This is a genomic window from Desulfomonilia bacterium, assembly GCA_036567785.1.
GTDB lineage: Bacteria > Desulfobacterota > Desulfomonilia > UBA1062 > UBA1062 > DATCTV01.
Genome location: DATCTV010000062.1, coordinates 279,814 through 295,026, shown reverse-complemented (window position 1 = coordinate 295,026; position 15,213 = coordinate 279,814). Strand labels below are relative to the sequence as shown.

The 15,213-nt window shown below is 48.3% G+C and carries 23 protein-coding genes and 1 pseudogene; 2 read left to right on the top strand and 22 right to left on the bottom strand.

Annotated features, from left to right (window positions below):
* Nucleotides 1-10 precede the first annotated feature (10 nt).
* The 19 genes from VIS94_17275 to VIS94_17185 form a co-directional block, all read right to left on the bottom strand.
* Entirely contained in the window at nt 11-859 is an 849-nt protein-coding gene (locus VIS94_17275; protein ID HEY9162831.1) for a class I SAM-dependent methyltransferase, read from the bottom strand.
* Nucleotides 860-909: 50 nt separating this feature from the next.
* Nucleotides 910-1,425: a hypothetical protein gene (locus VIS94_17270; protein ID HEY9162830.1), complete on the bottom strand. Its 516-nt coding sequence runs from the start codon at nt 1,423-1,425 to the stop codon at nt 910-912.
* Nucleotides 1,426-1,451: 26 nt separating this feature from the next.
* Complete coding sequence (locus VIS94_17265; protein HEY9162829.1) at nt 1,452-1,694, bottom strand: hypothetical protein; 243 nt, start codon at nt 1,692-1,694, stop codon at nt 1,452-1,454.
* Nucleotides 1,691-2,053, bottom strand: coding sequence for a sulfite exporter TauE/SafE family protein (locus tag VIS94_17260; protein HEY9162828.1), 363 nt, complete (start codon nt 2,051-2,053; stop codon nt 1,691-1,693). Before VIS94_17260 ends, VIS94_17265 begins: the two co-directional genes overlap by 4 nt.
* 81 nt (nt 2,054-2,134) lie before the next feature.
* A complete protein-coding gene (locus VIS94_17255) occupies nt 2,135-2,611 on the bottom strand; it encodes a GreA/GreB family elongation factor (GenBank protein ID HEY9162827.1) in 477 nt (158 codons plus the stop codon).
* Nucleotides 2,612-2,684: 73 nt separating this feature from the next.
* Nucleotides 2,685-3,110 (bottom strand): FKBP-type peptidyl-prolyl cis-trans isomerase, encoded by a 426-nt coding sequence (locus tag VIS94_17250; protein ID HEY9162826.1) that lies wholly within the window; start codon nt 3,108-3,110, stop codon nt 2,685-2,687.
* A 41-nt stretch (nt 3,111-3,151) separates the two neighbouring features.
* The gene (locus VIS94_17245; protein HEY9162825.1) at nt 3,152-3,712 is read right to left on the bottom strand and encodes a hypothetical protein; all 561 of its coding nucleotides are present in this window, start codon (nt 3,710-3,712) and stop codon (nt 3,152-3,154) included.
* 136 nt (nt 3,713-3,848) lie between these two features.
* Complete coding sequence (locus VIS94_17240) at nt 3,849-5,954, bottom strand: CocE/NonD family hydrolase (protein HEY9162824.1); 2,106 nt, start codon at nt 5,952-5,954, stop codon at nt 3,849-3,851.
* Between the two features lie 198 nt (nt 5,955-6,152).
* Nucleotides 6,153-6,632, bottom strand: a complete 480-nt coding sequence (locus VIS94_17235) for a hypothetical protein (protein HEY9162823.1) — start codon at nt 6,630-6,632, stop codon at nt 6,153-6,155.
* 71 nt (nt 6,633-6,703) lie between these two features.
* Nucleotides 6,704-6,907, bottom strand: coding sequence for a DUF6485 family protein (locus VIS94_17230; GenBank protein HEY9162822.1), 204 nt, complete (start codon nt 6,905-6,907; stop codon nt 6,704-6,706).
* Between the two features lie 52 nt (nt 6,908-6,959).
* Nucleotides 6,960-7,598, bottom strand: coding sequence for a LysE family translocator (locus tag VIS94_17225; protein ID HEY9162821.1), 639 nt, complete (start codon nt 7,596-7,598; stop codon nt 6,960-6,962).
* Nucleotides 7,568-8,077, bottom strand: a complete 510-nt coding sequence (locus VIS94_17220) for a GNAT family N-acetyltransferase (protein ID HEY9162820.1) — start codon at nt 8,075-8,077, stop codon at nt 7,568-7,570. Before VIS94_17220 ends, VIS94_17225 begins: the two co-directional genes overlap by 31 nt.
* Nucleotides 8,078-8,209: 132 nt before the next feature.
* Nucleotides 8,210-8,557: a YciI family protein gene (locus tag VIS94_17215; GenBank protein ID HEY9162819.1), complete on the bottom strand. Its 348-nt coding sequence runs from the start codon at nt 8,555-8,557 to the stop codon at nt 8,210-8,212.
* A 25-nt stretch (nt 8,558-8,582) separates the two neighbouring features.
* On the bottom strand, nt 8,583-8,885 hold the full coding sequence (locus tag VIS94_17210) for a GNAT family N-acetyltransferase (GenBank protein HEY9162818.1): 303 nt from the start codon (nt 8,883-8,885) through the stop codon (nt 8,583-8,585).
* A complete protein-coding gene (locus VIS94_17205; GenBank protein ID HEY9162817.1) occupies nt 8,885-9,040 on the bottom strand; it encodes a hypothetical protein in 156 nt (51 codons plus the stop codon). Before VIS94_17205 ends, VIS94_17210 begins: the two co-directional genes overlap by 1 nt.
* Before the next feature lie 21 nt (nt 9,041-9,061).
* Nucleotides 9,062-9,529: a GNAT family N-acetyltransferase gene (locus tag VIS94_17200; protein HEY9162816.1), complete on the bottom strand. Its 468-nt coding sequence runs from the start codon at nt 9,527-9,529 to the stop codon at nt 9,062-9,064.
* 39 nt (nt 9,530-9,568) lie between these two features.
* Nucleotides 9,569-9,961 carry a carboxymuconolactone decarboxylase family protein gene (locus VIS94_17195; protein ID HEY9162815.1) on the bottom strand — a complete coding sequence of 131 codons (393 nt, stop codon included), beginning with the start codon at nt 9,959-9,961 and terminating at the stop codon, nt 9,569-9,571.
* Nucleotides 9,962-10,001: 40 nt separating this feature from the next.
* Nucleotides 10,002-11,132, bottom strand: coding sequence for a Gfo/Idh/MocA family oxidoreductase (locus tag VIS94_17190; GenBank protein HEY9162814.1), 1,131 nt, complete (start codon nt 11,130-11,132; stop codon nt 10,002-10,004).
* A 135-nt stretch (nt 11,133-11,267) separates the two neighbouring features.
* Complete coding sequence (locus VIS94_17185; protein HEY9162813.1) at nt 11,268-11,492, bottom strand: DUF4405 domain-containing protein; 225 nt, start codon at nt 11,490-11,492, stop codon at nt 11,268-11,270.
* A 103-nt stretch (nt 11,493-11,595) separates the two neighbouring features.
* Here VIS94_17185 and VIS94_17180 point away from each other — a divergent pair, with 103 nt between their 5' ends.
* Nucleotides 11,596-12,213, top strand: coding sequence for a TetR/AcrR family transcriptional regulator (locus VIS94_17180; protein ID HEY9162812.1), 618 nt, complete (start codon nt 11,596-11,598; stop codon nt 12,211-12,213).
* Nucleotides 12,214-12,231: 18 nt separating this feature from the next.
* Here the strand turns inward: VIS94_17180 and VIS94_17175 are convergent, their stop codons facing one another.
* The 3 genes and pseudogenes from VIS94_17175 to VIS94_17165 all read right to left on the bottom strand — a co-directional run bounded on the left by VIS94_17175 (nt 12,232) and on the right by VIS94_17165 (nt 13,875).
* The gene (locus tag VIS94_17175) at nt 12,232-12,432 is read right to left on the bottom strand and encodes a type II toxin-antitoxin system VapB family antitoxin (GenBank protein HEY9162811.1); all 201 of its coding nucleotides are present in this window, start codon (nt 12,430-12,432) and stop codon (nt 12,232-12,234) included.
* A gap of 172 nt (nt 12,433-12,604) precedes the next feature.
* Nucleotides 12,605-13,585 carry an amidohydrolase family protein gene (locus tag VIS94_17170; GenBank protein ID HEY9162810.1) on the bottom strand — a complete coding sequence of 327 codons (981 nt, stop codon included), beginning with the start codon at nt 13,583-13,585 and terminating at the stop codon, nt 12,605-12,607.
* A 77-nt stretch (nt 13,586-13,662) separates the two neighbouring features.
* Nucleotides 13,663-13,875 (bottom strand): annotated as a pseudogene (locus tag VIS94_17165) (type II toxin-antitoxin system RelE/ParE family toxin).
* 355 nt (nt 13,876-14,230) lie between these two features.
* Between VIS94_17165 and VIS94_17160 the strand changes: the two are divergent.
* Nucleotides 14,231-14,992 carry a crotonase/enoyl-CoA hydratase family protein gene (locus VIS94_17160; protein HEY9162809.1) on the top strand — a complete coding sequence of 254 codons (762 nt, stop codon included), beginning with the start codon at nt 14,231-14,233 and terminating at the stop codon, nt 14,990-14,992.
* Nucleotides 14,993-15,213: the final 221 nt, after the last annotated feature.

Genomic DNA, 15,213 nt, shown 5'->3' with positions numbered 1-15,213 from the left:
GTTCATCCGGTCAGGTCCGCGCGTTCATTAAATGTGCGAGCCTTCCCGTCTTCATTCCGTCGGTACGATTGCTGAAGTATCTTGCGTTCATATCATCAGGACCAATATCTTCGGCATGAGCGAATCCCATTTTCAGTAAATGCTTCCTCAACTCGGACGGATCGAAGAAACTTTGAAACGGTTCGCCTGCCTCGGCCACATGACTGGACAGACCTTCAAATGCTTTCATGCCTGTCGGCCCGAGCAGTGAAGGAGATATCATGTAGTCGAAAACCACAACACTTCCTGCAGGCATTGATGCGATAAATGCAAGTGTCGTATCGATTGCAGCCCCGCTCAGATACATGGTAACGCCCAGCCACGAGAAGAACGCCCTTTCATCCCTCTTGAAGCCTGCCCGGATCAGGCCCTCAGCGAGCGTCTCTTTTTCAAAATCAACGGGTGAGAATGTAAGTCCTGATGGAACATCAATGCCTGATTTATTCAAAAGAGTGCGCTTAAATGTTTGCGTGTCCGGACAGTCCACCTCGAACACGCGCAGATCTTCGTAGGGATTCCTGTATGCAAATGTATCGAGCCCTGCGCCGAGAACCACATATTGTCTGATTCCGTTTTGCACGGCCCTGCCAAGTTCGTCTTCCGCAAACCTGCTGCGGGCGGCCATTGAGGCCCTGATCACGCGAGATAGTGTTGAATCCTTCAGCCATTCTGGTAATGGGTTTTGCGACAAGGCATTTTCAAGACCAAGGATGCGCAATGCAAGTGGGTCCTCTAACACCCTGGGCCTGTCCATAATCTGGTGGGCGGCACGCCTCAACGCAACCTTCATTGCGGTTTCACTCGGACTGTCAGCTTTCATTGTGAGTCCTCATATCACCACACCTTTTTGCATGCTTCAAGGAACGGGCATCAGAATCCCTTGTAGTTCTTCAGGGGATCTTCGCTCTTGTCTTTCCTTGCAAGTCCCTTCTGGATGGACAGGGCATAGGCAAGAACATCAGATGGTTTCCATACGAGGTTCCAAGACTTAACCCAACTTGAATACCTGTCGCCCCCTCCTTTCCTCAATGCAGTGGATACGACGGTCGAGCAGTTTAATTTGAGAGTATCCCATGGGAGAAGCGGGCCCTGAAACTTCACGCCGTCCCTGTTCAGGCCGAACGACTGCCACCAGTCCTTGATCCTGTTTTCGTCAAGCCCTTCTATGTATATCTGATGGTCGGGCTTCTGCTTTTCAGCCTTTACATCCTCATCGAATGTCCTGTTCCTGAAAGGATTGGACGAATATATGTTCTGGTGAATGTGAGAAGGAACAAGCCCCGGCCTTTCCGGCCACCATGAGATATATGTCCTGTCAATCTGCATCGAAGCATGTCCCCACGCAGCCGACTTGCCCCTGAAACTCCATATATTTACGCACAACATCTTTACCAACCTCCCAATATAAATAATTATATCCCGGCAGGCTTTACTGTAAACACATAAGCCCTTCCGCTTTGATATTCCACATCCGGATACGGCTCTCTTTCAATTATATCAACATCGACCAAGCCGCACTTTTTCAGGCAGCCGAAAATGAAATCAACAGTGAAATACATGAAGTCCAGATGTGTTTTCATGCCCAGGAATTCATCGGCTACGGAATCATATGCCTCTTCAATCCTGCACGGATCCCGTCTCATATCCTGTTTCATCTGGAAAATATCATTTTTAACGATATCGCAAACAAGGCTATCCCGAATATCTTTTCCAGGAGCCTCCCGGGTATATTTACGGCGAACTTTGCCCCAATGAGGCTTCCGATGAAGAAGCCCAGGCAGATAATTAATGCAATTTTTATATCAACATAACCTTGCCTGTAGTATGCCCATGCGCCAAGAATGCCGATTGGCGGAACCAGCAGGGCTAAAGTCGTGCCTTGAGCCATATGCTGTGAAAAACCAAACAGGAATATCAGGGCAGGAACAATGATGACTCCACCACCAATACCGATCAAGCCGCTTAACCCTCCCGCAGTCAAACCCAGAACAAGAAAAAGCAGAATTTTAACCATTACACCCTCCCCTATTGTTTTTAAGCTCAATTTCTTCAGGTCTTTTGCGTTTTGAAGCCAGTTCCAGAAGTCTTGCCTTCATTATTCAGGCCGGGTCGAAAAAATCCCTGTGATACACAATGTGATCTCTCCGTCAGGCCTCTTAACAGTAACTTCCTCATCCACCTTCCTGTTAAGCAGCGCCCTGCCGACAGGCGAGTCAATGCTGATCCTGCCTGTGCTCACATCAGTCTCCTCGGGACCAACCAGCTGATAACAACGTTTGATTCCAGACTCCTCCTCATACGTGACCCAGCATCCGAAAGTAACCGCAGACGGATGTTCAGGGGGAGGATCAGCCACTTTCAGCACTTTCAGCCGGGAAGAAAGATGTTTAAGCTTGCTGTCTATCTCTCTCAGGCGCCTTTTGCCATAGATGTATTCGGCATTCTCCGATCGGTCACCTTCCGCTGCGGCATCGGCGACACCGCGAACCACTTTAGGGCGCTCCACCTTCCAGAGATAATCATACTCCTCGATCAGTTTTTTCAAGCCTTCGGCTGAAATCAGATTGCTCACTCGTGTACTCCAGCATGATATTAAACCGGCAGCCTCATCACATGAACCGCCGGCGGAAATATCTTAAGGCTGATTATTTTTCGACGTCGAGCAGCTCCACATCAAAAAGCAGCGTTGCGTTCGGAGGAATGACCCCGCCCGCTCCCTTAGCACCGTAACCGAGATTGGGAGGTATGATAAGCTTCCTTTTACCGCCGACTTTCATCGTCATGACACCTTCATCCCACCCCGGGATGACCTGACCCACACCTATAATAAACGAAAAAGGCTGATTCCGGTCAACCGAACTGTCGAATTTTTTGCCGTTTTCAAGTGTCCCGGTATAATGCACCTTTACACGTTTACCTACAGATGGCGAGGCGCCGTTGCCTGCAACAACATCGATATATTTAAGGCCGGATGCTGTTGTCACTGTTTTACCCTCCTCTTTGGCAGATGCAGGCAGAGCAATCAACACCGCCGCAATAACCAGAACTATAATTAACCCTGATCGTTTCATACCTTCACCTCCCCTGGCCTTAATATTTTTTTTCGAGTTTATCAGCGGTACAGATTCTTCTTTTTATATTCCCTGATAAGGTTTGCAGTATCATTGGCATCTTTTGCATAGAGAAGGGCCTTATTCTTCAAGTCGCTCGGAGGAGCCTCCGCCGCCACCTGATTCCATAAGGCGGCAGCCTGATCGAAAGAGCTTATGGCATTCAGCCACTGGTGGTTGTTCATCTGATCAACTCCCTGATTGTATATGTCTTTCGCCTGGTTGAAGTCATCCAACAGTTTGTCATTGGCTGCACTTCTATTCACATTTTCCTTTATCGCTGCCGCTTCATTCCTGCAGTATTCCGCGTTTTGCCTGGAATTTTCCATCATTTCCCTGGTGCTGCAGTCATTCATGGCAGCCGCCTGCTCAAATTGACGAGCTGCATCCAGATAAAGCTCCTGGGCCTTTTGGTAATTTTTCTGGCTGGCAAATGTTTTTGCGGTATCAACGTTTCCTTTTGCAATCTTGTATAGATCATCACACTGCCCGGCCATAACCTGATTGAGAGGTACAAAGAGGCAGACAATGAAAATCAGCGCCATTATTTTTTGAATTTTCATTTTAGCCTCCCGACCATTTTATTTGATAAATTATTAGTGAGTCATCCTTTCAGGTTTGTCAAAATAATTTTATTTTCAAGAATTAAGACCTGCCCGATTATCGTCATTATGAAATTTTACCCGTTTGCATCCACCATTATTGCGCAGACGGTATCACCGGCAGTTCAATTCTTGACGGGTATTCTTTGGTGTGCTTTATCGAGACAAGAGTTTCGGGACAGTCTCCCGGCTCATTGCCCGAGCATAGGTACGGATTCATTTCGAAATTCCTATAGTCAGCGCATGCTATGGCTATCCTTATCCTGTGGCCTTTTTTGAAAACCCATGATGTCGGCATCAGATCAAACCTGAGTTCTACTGTTTTGCCGTCCGCAAACGGTTTTTCAGTGTACTGATCTTTCCTGTATCCGTGCCATGGAAGATCAGGCTTAATATCCGTTTTTCCGAGCACCTGGTCGTCATCATTGTATTCGTTCTTCCATCCGGCGCGAAGTTCACCTTCGGTCACGTAAAGAGATCTCCCGGATTCGTCCACATCGGTAAGATACACATAGAAATCGCCGTCATCCCTACTGGACGAAACCCATATATCCACAACCGGATGTCCGGTGACCTCTATGTCGCCGACCAGAATCTCCGTCTCATAGACAAGGCATTTTTTATCAGGAGCGGTTCGGTCCATCAGCCCGTCGGGTGTATACATCATCAGCCAGCGGTTTTTATTGTTTTTCCCATAGCTCGAACTGTGGGTGAAGTCCGCCATATATGTATCAGCACCTTCATTTGAAGGCTTTTGTGACAGTCCGTTCTGGGAATTGAAATAAAAAGGCGTCACTTTCTGACGCTTGAGCGGCCACTCTCTTTCTGTGCGCCAGCCGTAATTCATGACATATATGTTCACAGGCGGCTCGGAGGCTATGCCGTTTTGTATCCCCTTCAGATAGAAGTCGAAAAAACGCAGCCGCTCGGCGGCTATCTGTTTCGTATAGTCTTCTTCGTAGCCGAAATATTTTTTATACTGTTTGGTTATGAACGGATGATAGTGGAATCTGGGCGCTATGTTCATCCGGGCAGCTGTCTTGCCTTCCATCGTTGCATAGAGTTTTGTCGTGCCCTTGGTAAACCCGTCGAACCATCCGCCGACGTTATATACCGGAATGCCGGATGCGATTATTTCGTTTATATAGAAGTCCGGGCTGCTGTCGACGAAGCGCGCGTTACCGATAATCTCCGGTGCGGTGCTGTCGAAATATGGTGTATTCTTTCTGGCGAAGAAGTTGAATGGAATGTCAGATGTGTGCTCTTTCGTGGCATTGAAGTAGATATCCTGCCGCTTCCTGCCGTCGCTGTATACAGGCACTCCATTATCGAGGAATGAGCCGTCCTTCATGAGCGGCATTTCATCTGCACAACTCCCATCATTATCCTCATCCTTTGCAGGTGTCGTGGGTAGACTCATTTTCCCGGGATCAAACCGGTTGAGATTTAGGTTCTGCAGAAATTCGCTGTAACGTTCAATCCATGCGATTGCATCAATCCCGCCGGGTCGTATGCCTTCGGTAAAGCCGTCGGCCAGTATCATCTCGGGCATGATGCAGGTTAAAGCCTTGGGATGCTTCGCAGCTATCATGAGTTGAATCCAGCCCAGATACGACTGCCCGGTCATCCCGACTTTTCCGTTCGACCAGGGCTGTGAGCCGATCCAGTCCACCATCTCTTTTCCGTCTTCAGCCAGAACAGGTGTAAAGGGAATCTGCGACCCGTAGGAGGCGCCTGTTCCCCTCATGTCTGCCACAACGATTGCATAGCCATGCGAAAGAAAGAGTTTCGTATCATACTTAAGGGAATAGTCGAAAACCGGGCCTGAGGTCCCTTTGGTTATGCGGGCAATCACTTTTTCATACCAAGTCATCTGCGGATAGAGATATGACCTGCCATAGGGTGTGAAGATGAATATTGCGGGAAACTTATCTGTTTTAGGACCGTCCTTCGGCAGGAATATGTCCACAGCCAGTTTTGTCCCGTCACTCATGGCGACAAAGGTTGTTTCTTTGCTGACACCCTTGAATTTAGGCGCTCCGTATCCCGAATATTTGAACGGCTCGCTTACGCGTTTGCCTGATATATCCTGCAAAGCCGTCCCCGCAGGCTTCTGGGCCTCTTCTTCTGACGCAAAGCCTGTCTGGAAACCTACGATAAACAATACCACCGCCAGTAATACCCGGATTAGACTTTTTATCATTCAATTCCCCTTCTTATTTATTAGAATCAGGAGTTTCAATAAAAGAATCTTCTATTAATGATTAATCCCTGTTAAATGGTTTATTCCTCTCACAAATATTAAGCTATCAAAACAGATTTCTCAATAATGTTAATCCACCAAACCGTATCAATTTTTCCTCATGGCTTGCAGGAATGCCGGCGGCTTCCCATTCTGATCTCAGCGCCTTCTCGATTCAAGTATTTCAGGGAGTATTCCAAACTCGTGCCTGGCATGTTCGTTCAGTTCGGATTCAAGATTCTTCGGAATGAATAATTTTATTATCGGATCCAATATCGAAAGGAATCCCTTGAAGCCGATCAACAACGAATGCTTGAGGATCACATCATTGTTTTTCTGCTCGGTCCTAAGGACAAGCTTTGCGGGCAGCAGGATCAGCTTTTTCATCTGCCAGCAAATCAGTTTGTCAGGAATATAGTCCGAGATGACGGCATGGAATTTAAGTCTTATTGGGCCTACAAATTCATCAAAGTACACCGAACTTCCTATGATGTCCGGCTTGTGATCAAGTTCGTGGAATGAAATATGAGTTCCCGGCCACCAGTTGTTATACTCCTCATCAGTACATGTAATCATGAAATCAATTATCTGATTTGGAGTAATGTCTTTAATTTTGATTGTTGTTGTATATTCGATCATCGGACTTACATTGTCTCCTTATAAATGATTTAATCAAGTGTGATATCATGTTTTAATTTCGATATTCATAGTTATATCCTGCCCTTTGAAACAAGCTCTGCGAAATGTTCGAACGATCGGTTGTGCGATTTTTCTTCATCCCCGGGAAAACAGCAGGCGGGAAGTTTCCTCATCTTCAGATGATGTTCGATGCATTCGCAGCATATGCCTTTCCTGCTGCAGGGCTCGGTGGTGCAGTTGCACCGTTCAAGGTTCTTTTCTTTTTTGCATTCCATTATATAACCCCCCCCGGTTTTTCTATCATTGTCTGATGCGGAACTGCATTCTTCAGATGCGTTCGCTTATCGCCAGCTTTATTCCCAATCCCACGAACAGGGTGCCAAGGCCGCGGTCCAGCCAGCGCGAAATACGGATATTATGGTTGAGATAGCCTGTAAGCCTTCCTCCCACAATGATAAGGGGAGGTTCAATAAAGCCTGCCACCACTATTATAAGCGAGCCGTGCAGGAACAGCTGCGCGCCGACAGGCCCTGCACCGGTCACGGCGAATTGGGGAAGAAACGCCAGAAAAAAAACGGCGGTCTTGGGATTGGATACCGCCACGAATACACCCTGACGGAAAATCTTGACCGGATCATTCTGGACGATCCCGGCATCGACAGTCCCGCCCTTACCCTTTGAGATCAGCGACTGGATGCCCAGAACGATAAGATAAATCGCCCCTATCCACTTGACGACGGAAAACGCCGTTGACGATGCGGCCAGGACAGCGGACAGCCCGAGCGCGGCAAAAATCACGTGAACAAACGCACCGCTCCACACGCCGAACATTGCAGTGAAGCCAGCTTTCACTCCTTGTCTTGCGGTCCTTCCGAGTATGAACGCCATGTCCGGACCTGGAGAGAGGTTCAGCAGCACGGCTGCTGAAAAAAACGTCATCCAGTGTGCCAATGAATAGTCGAACATGATTTCTCAATATTCTTTCGCATTTGGTTTTTCCACAAAAAGACAAGCCTTACCTTCTGATTCAGATCGTCCTCGCGGAACTTTTCATAGCCGAGCCTTTCATAAAGCCTGATATTTGCAATGCTCCTCTTGCCAGTAAACAGCTCGAATCTCTCAGCATCAGGAAATGCCTTTTCAATGCCTTCCATGAGCATGCTTCCAATACCGCGCCCCTGCCATCCGGGATTGACTATAAGCCTGCCGATATAACATGTGCCCTTATCGAGATGCCCCCTCACCGATCCGATTATCTTATCATCATGCACGGCTTTGAGAAAAATCTTTTTATGAAATTCCGACTCGATGTCTGAGAGAGTCTGCGTCATCGGCGGGATCGAAAAGTCCCCGTTCAACTCGGCTTCTCTCAGATAAGCCTCCTTCTGCAGGGCGAGTATTTCAACCGCATCTCTGCTATCAGCCTTTATTATGATGACATCCATTGCCGTCCCCCATTCTAATCTTAATCCGGAAGCCGGGGCTCAAGCAAACACCCCGTCCTGCTTATTTAAAACAATACATTATCATGTCCCGATTTTTATAAAATATCTCTCCATTGTCAGTACGCTCTACATTCAACCGTGAATCACTGCCAGCTCTTCCCATACCGGACGCACTTCAATAGTCGCGGCCCTTGCCATCGGGTGTGCTGATGCTATCTTAACGGCATCATCCATCTCCAAACAGTCTATCAGTACGTATGCCGAGATCTTTTCTTTTGCGTGCGTCGAAGGTCCTTTTACAGCCTTGATCTTACCGCCTCGCACACGAACGGTTATTGCCTCTTCGGCAGGCCGCAACGGGTTCCCGTGTATCAGGATTCCACGGCCGGTCATCTCATCCATCCATTTGAAGATGTCTTCGACAAGATCTTTTGTCGGCCTGAAATGAGCATCGTGGCTTATGATCAGCAGAAATTTCATTCTTTCTCCCGTACAGTTTCTTTTCTCAAGGCTTAAGCTCAAGAAAGTATGCCGCGTCGCAGCGTAAGGCCAGATGTCCTCTGTCGAACCTGCGAAAGCCGTATCCTTCATAAAGTGCGATAGCTTCCTTAAGGACAGATGCCGTTTCGAGTTCGACCCGTGAATATCCCAGAGACTTCGCCCTTGAAAGAGCGTGCTTCAGGAGACGGCGTACCAATCCCTTTCCTCGATGAACCGCCTCAAGATACATCTTGCGTATCTCGCACGTGTTCAAATCGAACCTGTACAAACCCACGGTAGTGATTATCCTGCCGTTTTCATCAGTCATTACATCGAACGCGCCCCCCTGTCAGAATATTCTCGCCTGATGTCCGAAAGATCTGAATCCGTTGAATCAGGGTCGGGCTTTAGTCCGTACTCATTGAGTATTCCGAACACGAGCCTTTCAATGTTGTTCCTGTCCTGATTCGTTGCTGTTCGCATTGGAAATCCCGAGTGTCCGTGTCAAGCACCGGCGCATGCCCTGTCGAGCACCATGACGGCGATCGGTATTCCTGCCGGATTCTTACCTGCCGAAGCCAGATCGTGGAACCCGAACGATTCGTATAGCCTTCTTGCTGGAAATCCCGCATCTACAGTGCCGTCGAAAGTAGTCACTGTAACAGGCCTCATGCAGTCGAGACATGCTATGGCCTCAGCCAGCAGTGCGGCACCGGCCTTTTGTCCGCGGCTGCGCTTGGCCACGGCCAGCCATAATATTTCGTTAGCCTCCAAGGATATTATGACACCGCCAACAAGACAGCCTGCTTTGTCATCGGCAATGCACAGGGCCTTACCGTCTGTTACGGCCTGTTTGAGGCCCTCGCAAAACGCAGGTTCCTCCGACATGGGACCGAATAATGGTTCAACCTCTTTCGCCAGTTCAAGCCATCCTGCATAGTCATCCATCGTCGAGCGTCTTACATTCATCATGTTATTTCCATCAGCTATTTCTGTGACCTTATAAACCGTTCAATCCGGCTGGCCCAGCCCGTCGCGTTCGGCAAAAACCTCCTTTGCTGCAAGGACACCGTTCAAAGCAGCTGGGAAGCCTGCATAAACTGCCATCTGGATCATGATCTCCACGATCTCCTGCCTTGTACACCCGACGTTTAGGGCACCGTGAATATGGACCATAAGCTGCGGCCTGGCATTGCCGAGTGCGGCCAGTGCGGCAACCGTTGCGATCTCGCGTTCCTTGAGTGTCAGGACCCCGCGGGAATAGACATCCCCGAAAGGAAACTCGATGACATACCTGGCGAGGTCCGGTGCGATGTCCTTCAGGGATTCCATCACGATCTCACCTCCGTGACCGTCAATCTCCTTCAGCTTTTCCAATCCGCGCTTGTATCTTTCCGATTCCATATTCACCTCCTTGATCATGATTGCCGTCGGCCCGGACCAGCTACGCGAACAATTCAGACCTCTTAATCTCACGGCCTTCCCTTGACGAGCGGTATGCGGCCAGGGTCCACGCAACGGCGATTGCCGCATCCTCCGTATCCGCCGCCCATTTCCCCGTGAAATTTCTTTTAATGCTGTCGCAGCCGGTAAGCCTGTCTATGAAGTGCCTCATCTGCCTGAAATAAAGGGTATTCTCTATTCCCCTTGGAAGAAAGACCGGCGTGAACGCATCCGGTATCATATTGAGATGCCTGTAAACACCAAGCTTCATGGGTTTGTGCTCATATTCCTGGAACGCCTCGAAACGGATACGCGCCTTTTCCGCGTTAATCATCCCCTTTTCATAGCCCTCCGGCCTTCCTATGGCCAGGCAGCTCTTTTCGATAACTGCGAGAGCCCCGCTCGAAAGTGTGAAAACGGCAACCGCCTGGTCTTCATATTTGCGGCCGGGATATGAGAAGCCGGTCTTGGCGTATACGCTTTCGATTTCACCGAAGAAGAACCTCATCAGGTCGATGTAGTGCGGCCCGTGGTCGAAGAAATCGCCTCCGCCGGTGCGCTCATCGAAATAGCGCCATACACCGTATTTCTTTTCAAAATCGACACCTGCCTTTTTGAAGAGGTCGAGCGTCTTTCTTAAAAAGCCCTGCGTGAAGTCCGGGATGTAATAATGCCAGTCCAGACTCATCTGGTATATCCGGCCAAGTGAGCCGCTGTCGCACATTTCCTTTATCTTCTGGAATCCGGTTTCAAACCGCTTGGAATGGCAGATCTGGATAATCTTGCCGGTCGTCTTCGAAAGCTCTGTCATGCGCGTGCAGTCTTCGACTGTTGTTGCCAGTGGTTTTTCGCAGAGTATATGCACGCCCGCAGCGATGCAGTCTTCGAACATCTGCCTGTGAAGCCATGGAGGAGAGGCTATCACCACTGCGTCAAGTCCTGTCTGCGAAATCATTTCACGGTAGTCTTTGAAAGCGCGGCCCGCCTTGAATTTCCGCGCAAACGACGTACGGTTGCCTTCATCCGGATCGGCAAACGCCTCTATAGTTGCGCGACTGTCCGCCATGATAGCCGGCCCGTGACCTACACGGCTCACCTGTCCGCAGCCAATAATGCCAAATCTTAATGCCATGATACCCTCCGGTATTGTATATTGATACAGTCATTTCTTTTGCCGTCATCAGACTGTGCATTCCCTTTTACGCACGGTAACATCCGCACCTGTTTATATACCACCCGGAAGGAACGATTTGTATTGATATTTGATCTAATAGCGCCTGATCGCCTTGAAATTGAATACAATATGAACACAGCCCGTTATCAGGAAAACTAGTGCTAGCGAATTGTGCGCGATCATCCAGGCATGGATCGATTCCGCCTCTGCTGCATGCCTTGCCAGATGAAGCATGACACCCGAGACCGGCAGTCCGATGAAGCTCAATGCCATAACCGATGTCACCCATTTTCTCCTGTTAAAACCCTTACTTTTCATGATCTCTCCTTTTTATGTTGCATCAATGTGAGCAACAGCTCATATTATGGGATGATTGTTCAAACATGTGCGTTTGTCTACTCGCATTGAAAGGGGCCTGATAATGAAAAGCGGCAAACTGCTGAACCCGCGCAAGAAGCCTTCTCAGCCGCGGTCGATAAATACGTATGAGGCTATACTCGAAGCGTCTGCTCAGGTTTTTACAGGCCTGGGTTACGTCAGAACCACCACCAACCGCATTGCAGAGCGCGCCGGTGTCTCGATAGGTTCACTATACCAGTATTTCCCGAACAAGGATGCAATATTGGTGGCTCTCCTTGAAAGGCACATGGGAACCGGTCCCGAAATACTGTCAGGAAAAATCCGCCCGGAAATGACCCTAAATGAAATCATGACAGTCGCAATCGAAACCGCAATCGAGGTGAACGAGCGTGATCCCGATCTTCACAGAATACTTGATGAAGAAGTGCTCTACCCGCCGCACATTCAGAAAATCATCCGTTCGAACGAAAAGATGTACGCAAAAACTATCGAAGAAAGGATGGCTGCCGAATATCCTGGAAAATATGAAAACCCGGCCCTTACTTCCGAACTGGTTGTCTTCGTGATCAAGATGGCATGTCACTGGTTCGTTATGGAAAGGCGTGACGAATTCGATAAAAATGAATTCGTAGGCGAACTGAACCGCATGGTCTGTTCATATCTGGGACTTGATGGATAAACTTTCGGAAGATCAAATTTATTTATTAAAAACGTTATCTTCTCGCGTCCTGTAATTAAGCTGCTTCCGGGTGCCGCCCAATTTGGCAAGACTCCGGATGTTTTCTCCGGCGATAAGCGCTTCCAGACCAAGTCTGACAAGTGCTGTTTTCTCTTTGATTCCGGTAATGCCGGCTGCTTTATCGATCAGATTATCCTCAATGTTCAGCGTCGTTCTCATACGCTCACCTCATACGATTGTGATGCCTTAATATCTTAATATGTATATTATAGGCATATTCGTAAACATCATTTACGGGATGTCTATACACACCGCCGTACCTATCCCAGAAAAGATTGTAATTCATGATCTGTTCCGGCTCGGCCATACACTCACTACTACTGCAATATGCTCAGAAATCTTTCAGGTTCAGGACCCTTGCCGCATTTTTATATGCAACCTTTTCAATATCGGGCTCGCTGACTGGCAGATGCTTTAAAAAATCAACGGCGACTTTGTTCGATTCAAACGGCCAATCCACTGAGAACAAAACATTGTCTATTCCAAGTGTTCCCAAAGCACAAAGAAACGAAGGGTATGAAAAATTTCCACTAGTCGTGACCACCATGTTTTCTCTCATATACTCGGCAGGTGACCTCTTAAGTCCTTTATCCCGCGCGTAAGCTTTCAAACGATTGTCTATCCTGTCCAGATTATAAGGGATGGATTCCCCAAGATGACCGAGAATTATTTTGAGTTTGGGAAACCGGTCAAAGACGCCGGCGGTGAGCAATCTCATGAAATGGCAACTGGCATCAACCATAAAACCCCATTCAGGCCCTGACAGCTCTTCTCTTCCCTTGAAGTATGCCTCTCTCATCTGAGATAACGGAAATTCAGGATGAATATAGATAGGGACATTCCGTGACTCGGCCAATTCCAGAACAGGCCAGTATTTCATGTCGTCAAGGAACTCACCGTTAATCGACCCGCACACAAACCCACCCACAAATCCTTTAGTATTGAGCGCCCGATCGAATTCATCCACCGCCGCCCTGGTATCTGCAAGAGGGAGGGATGCAAAAGCTGAAAACCGTGAAGGATACTTTTGTATGGCCTCTGCTGCTTTATCGTTGCCTTCCCTCATTATTTCAAGCGACTCCGAGGGGTCTTTAACCTGAGGACCGATAAAAGAAAGCACCTGCATGTCGATGCCTGCCTCATCCATTGCGGCGATACGCCTCTCGCCCAAATCCAGTATTTCTTCTGCCACATCACTTTGTATGAGTTCATTAGATGTTTCCATCGTGAATCTGTGGAGTTGCAGCTCTTCCTCCATGAGCTTAAGTGAGCGTTTAGTCAGAAATTCTTCTTCCAAGCCAATAATTTTCACTGTTTATCCTCCTGTCTTTTAGATATGTTGAACATATGCCTCAGTGGTGGCGGTATGCCGTCCGCTGCCGGCAATGGTTAAATTTCGCTTTTGTTAACGTTCTTACGATCACCGATTCGCAGGATGAGTATATCTGAACCTAATCGGGAATAGATAACCCGGCAATCGTCAATACGATAGTTTCGAAGCCCGGTAAACTGGCGCTTGAGACTGTGATTCGATTCCGGCTTCTTGATAAGCTCTGTTTCAATCAAGTCGAGAATTCGCTTCGCATCGGAACTCGAGAGTTTCTTGAGGTCGCGATAAACTGACTTTTATTCTTTATATTTACCTCTCCAATAAAAAACATTTTTTCCATAAACAATTAATAACCCATCAAAACAGTTTACTCAAGAATGTTTATACTCTAATTTGTGTATTATAATAAGATTAGATTATAGTCTTGATTTTAAGTTCTGCTTTATATTCGGGATTATCCCGAGGAGACAATGAGGAAGCGATGCATGCATACTTTGACGTATGTCTCTACGCTTTTGGCTTGAGGAGCGAAACAGGATGCTCATGATCCCATTTTCGAGAAGCATTCCGACGCAGCCGACAAAGGCAACGCCAGAACAAGAAGTAGAACAAAATTAGGAGGCAAAGATGAAAGTTAGAACCGAACGTAATGGAAATGTATTTATCGTCATTATTGACAGGCTCAAGGAGCGCAACGCCATCGACCGCGAAACCGCCGAGCTTCTCTACGATGCGTTTGTAGCGTTTGAAAACGATGCCGACCTGCGCGTGGCTATTCTCTACGGCGAATATGGCCATTTCAGCGCAGGCGCTGACTTGAAAGCGCTTTCTTCCGGTGTATTTAACAGACTGGAGCCTGAAGGTTCGGCCCCTCTCGGCCCAACACGGCTGAGACTCAGTAAACCCGTGATTGCCGCTGTTGCAGGCTATGCGGTTGCGGGCGGGCTGGAACTTGCCATATGGTGCGACATGCGCGTAGCCGAACAGAGCGCTGTTTTCGGCGTATTCTGCCGCAGGTGGGGTGTGCCTCTGATAGATGGCGGGACCGTTCGGCTTGCACGCATAATCGGCCAGGGGCGAGCGCTCGACATGGTGCTTACGGGAAGGCCGGTGGGCGCGGAAGAAGCCCTCTCATTCGGACTTGCCAACAGGGTCGTGCCGGACGGCAAGGCGCTGGAAGCGGCCATGGAGCTTGCGACCGAGATTGCAAAGCACCCGCAGACCTGCATGAAGAATGACAGGCTTTCCTTGTACGAATCTTTCGACCTGCCCTTTGAAGAGGCGATGAAGAATGAGTTCAGGCGCGGGATGGATTCGATAAATTCGGGCGAACTGCTGGAGGGCGTCGACCGGTACAAAACAGGAGAGGGGAGACACGGCAAGTTCTAGTTCAGGGCGTTACAACTTTGCATCTCTGCGTCGCTCCTTATCTCGTCATTGCGACATACGGCAATGTATGTCTCACTCCTCGATTTCGTCACTTCGCGGCCTGTTTTGTTCTGGCAAGCAGAACACTTTATTTGTTTTTAAGTGCTTCCATTGTCCGGCTGTGTTGCTGGAATACTCTTAAGCAAAATATTATAATCCTTCAAATCTGCTTATTAGCTTAT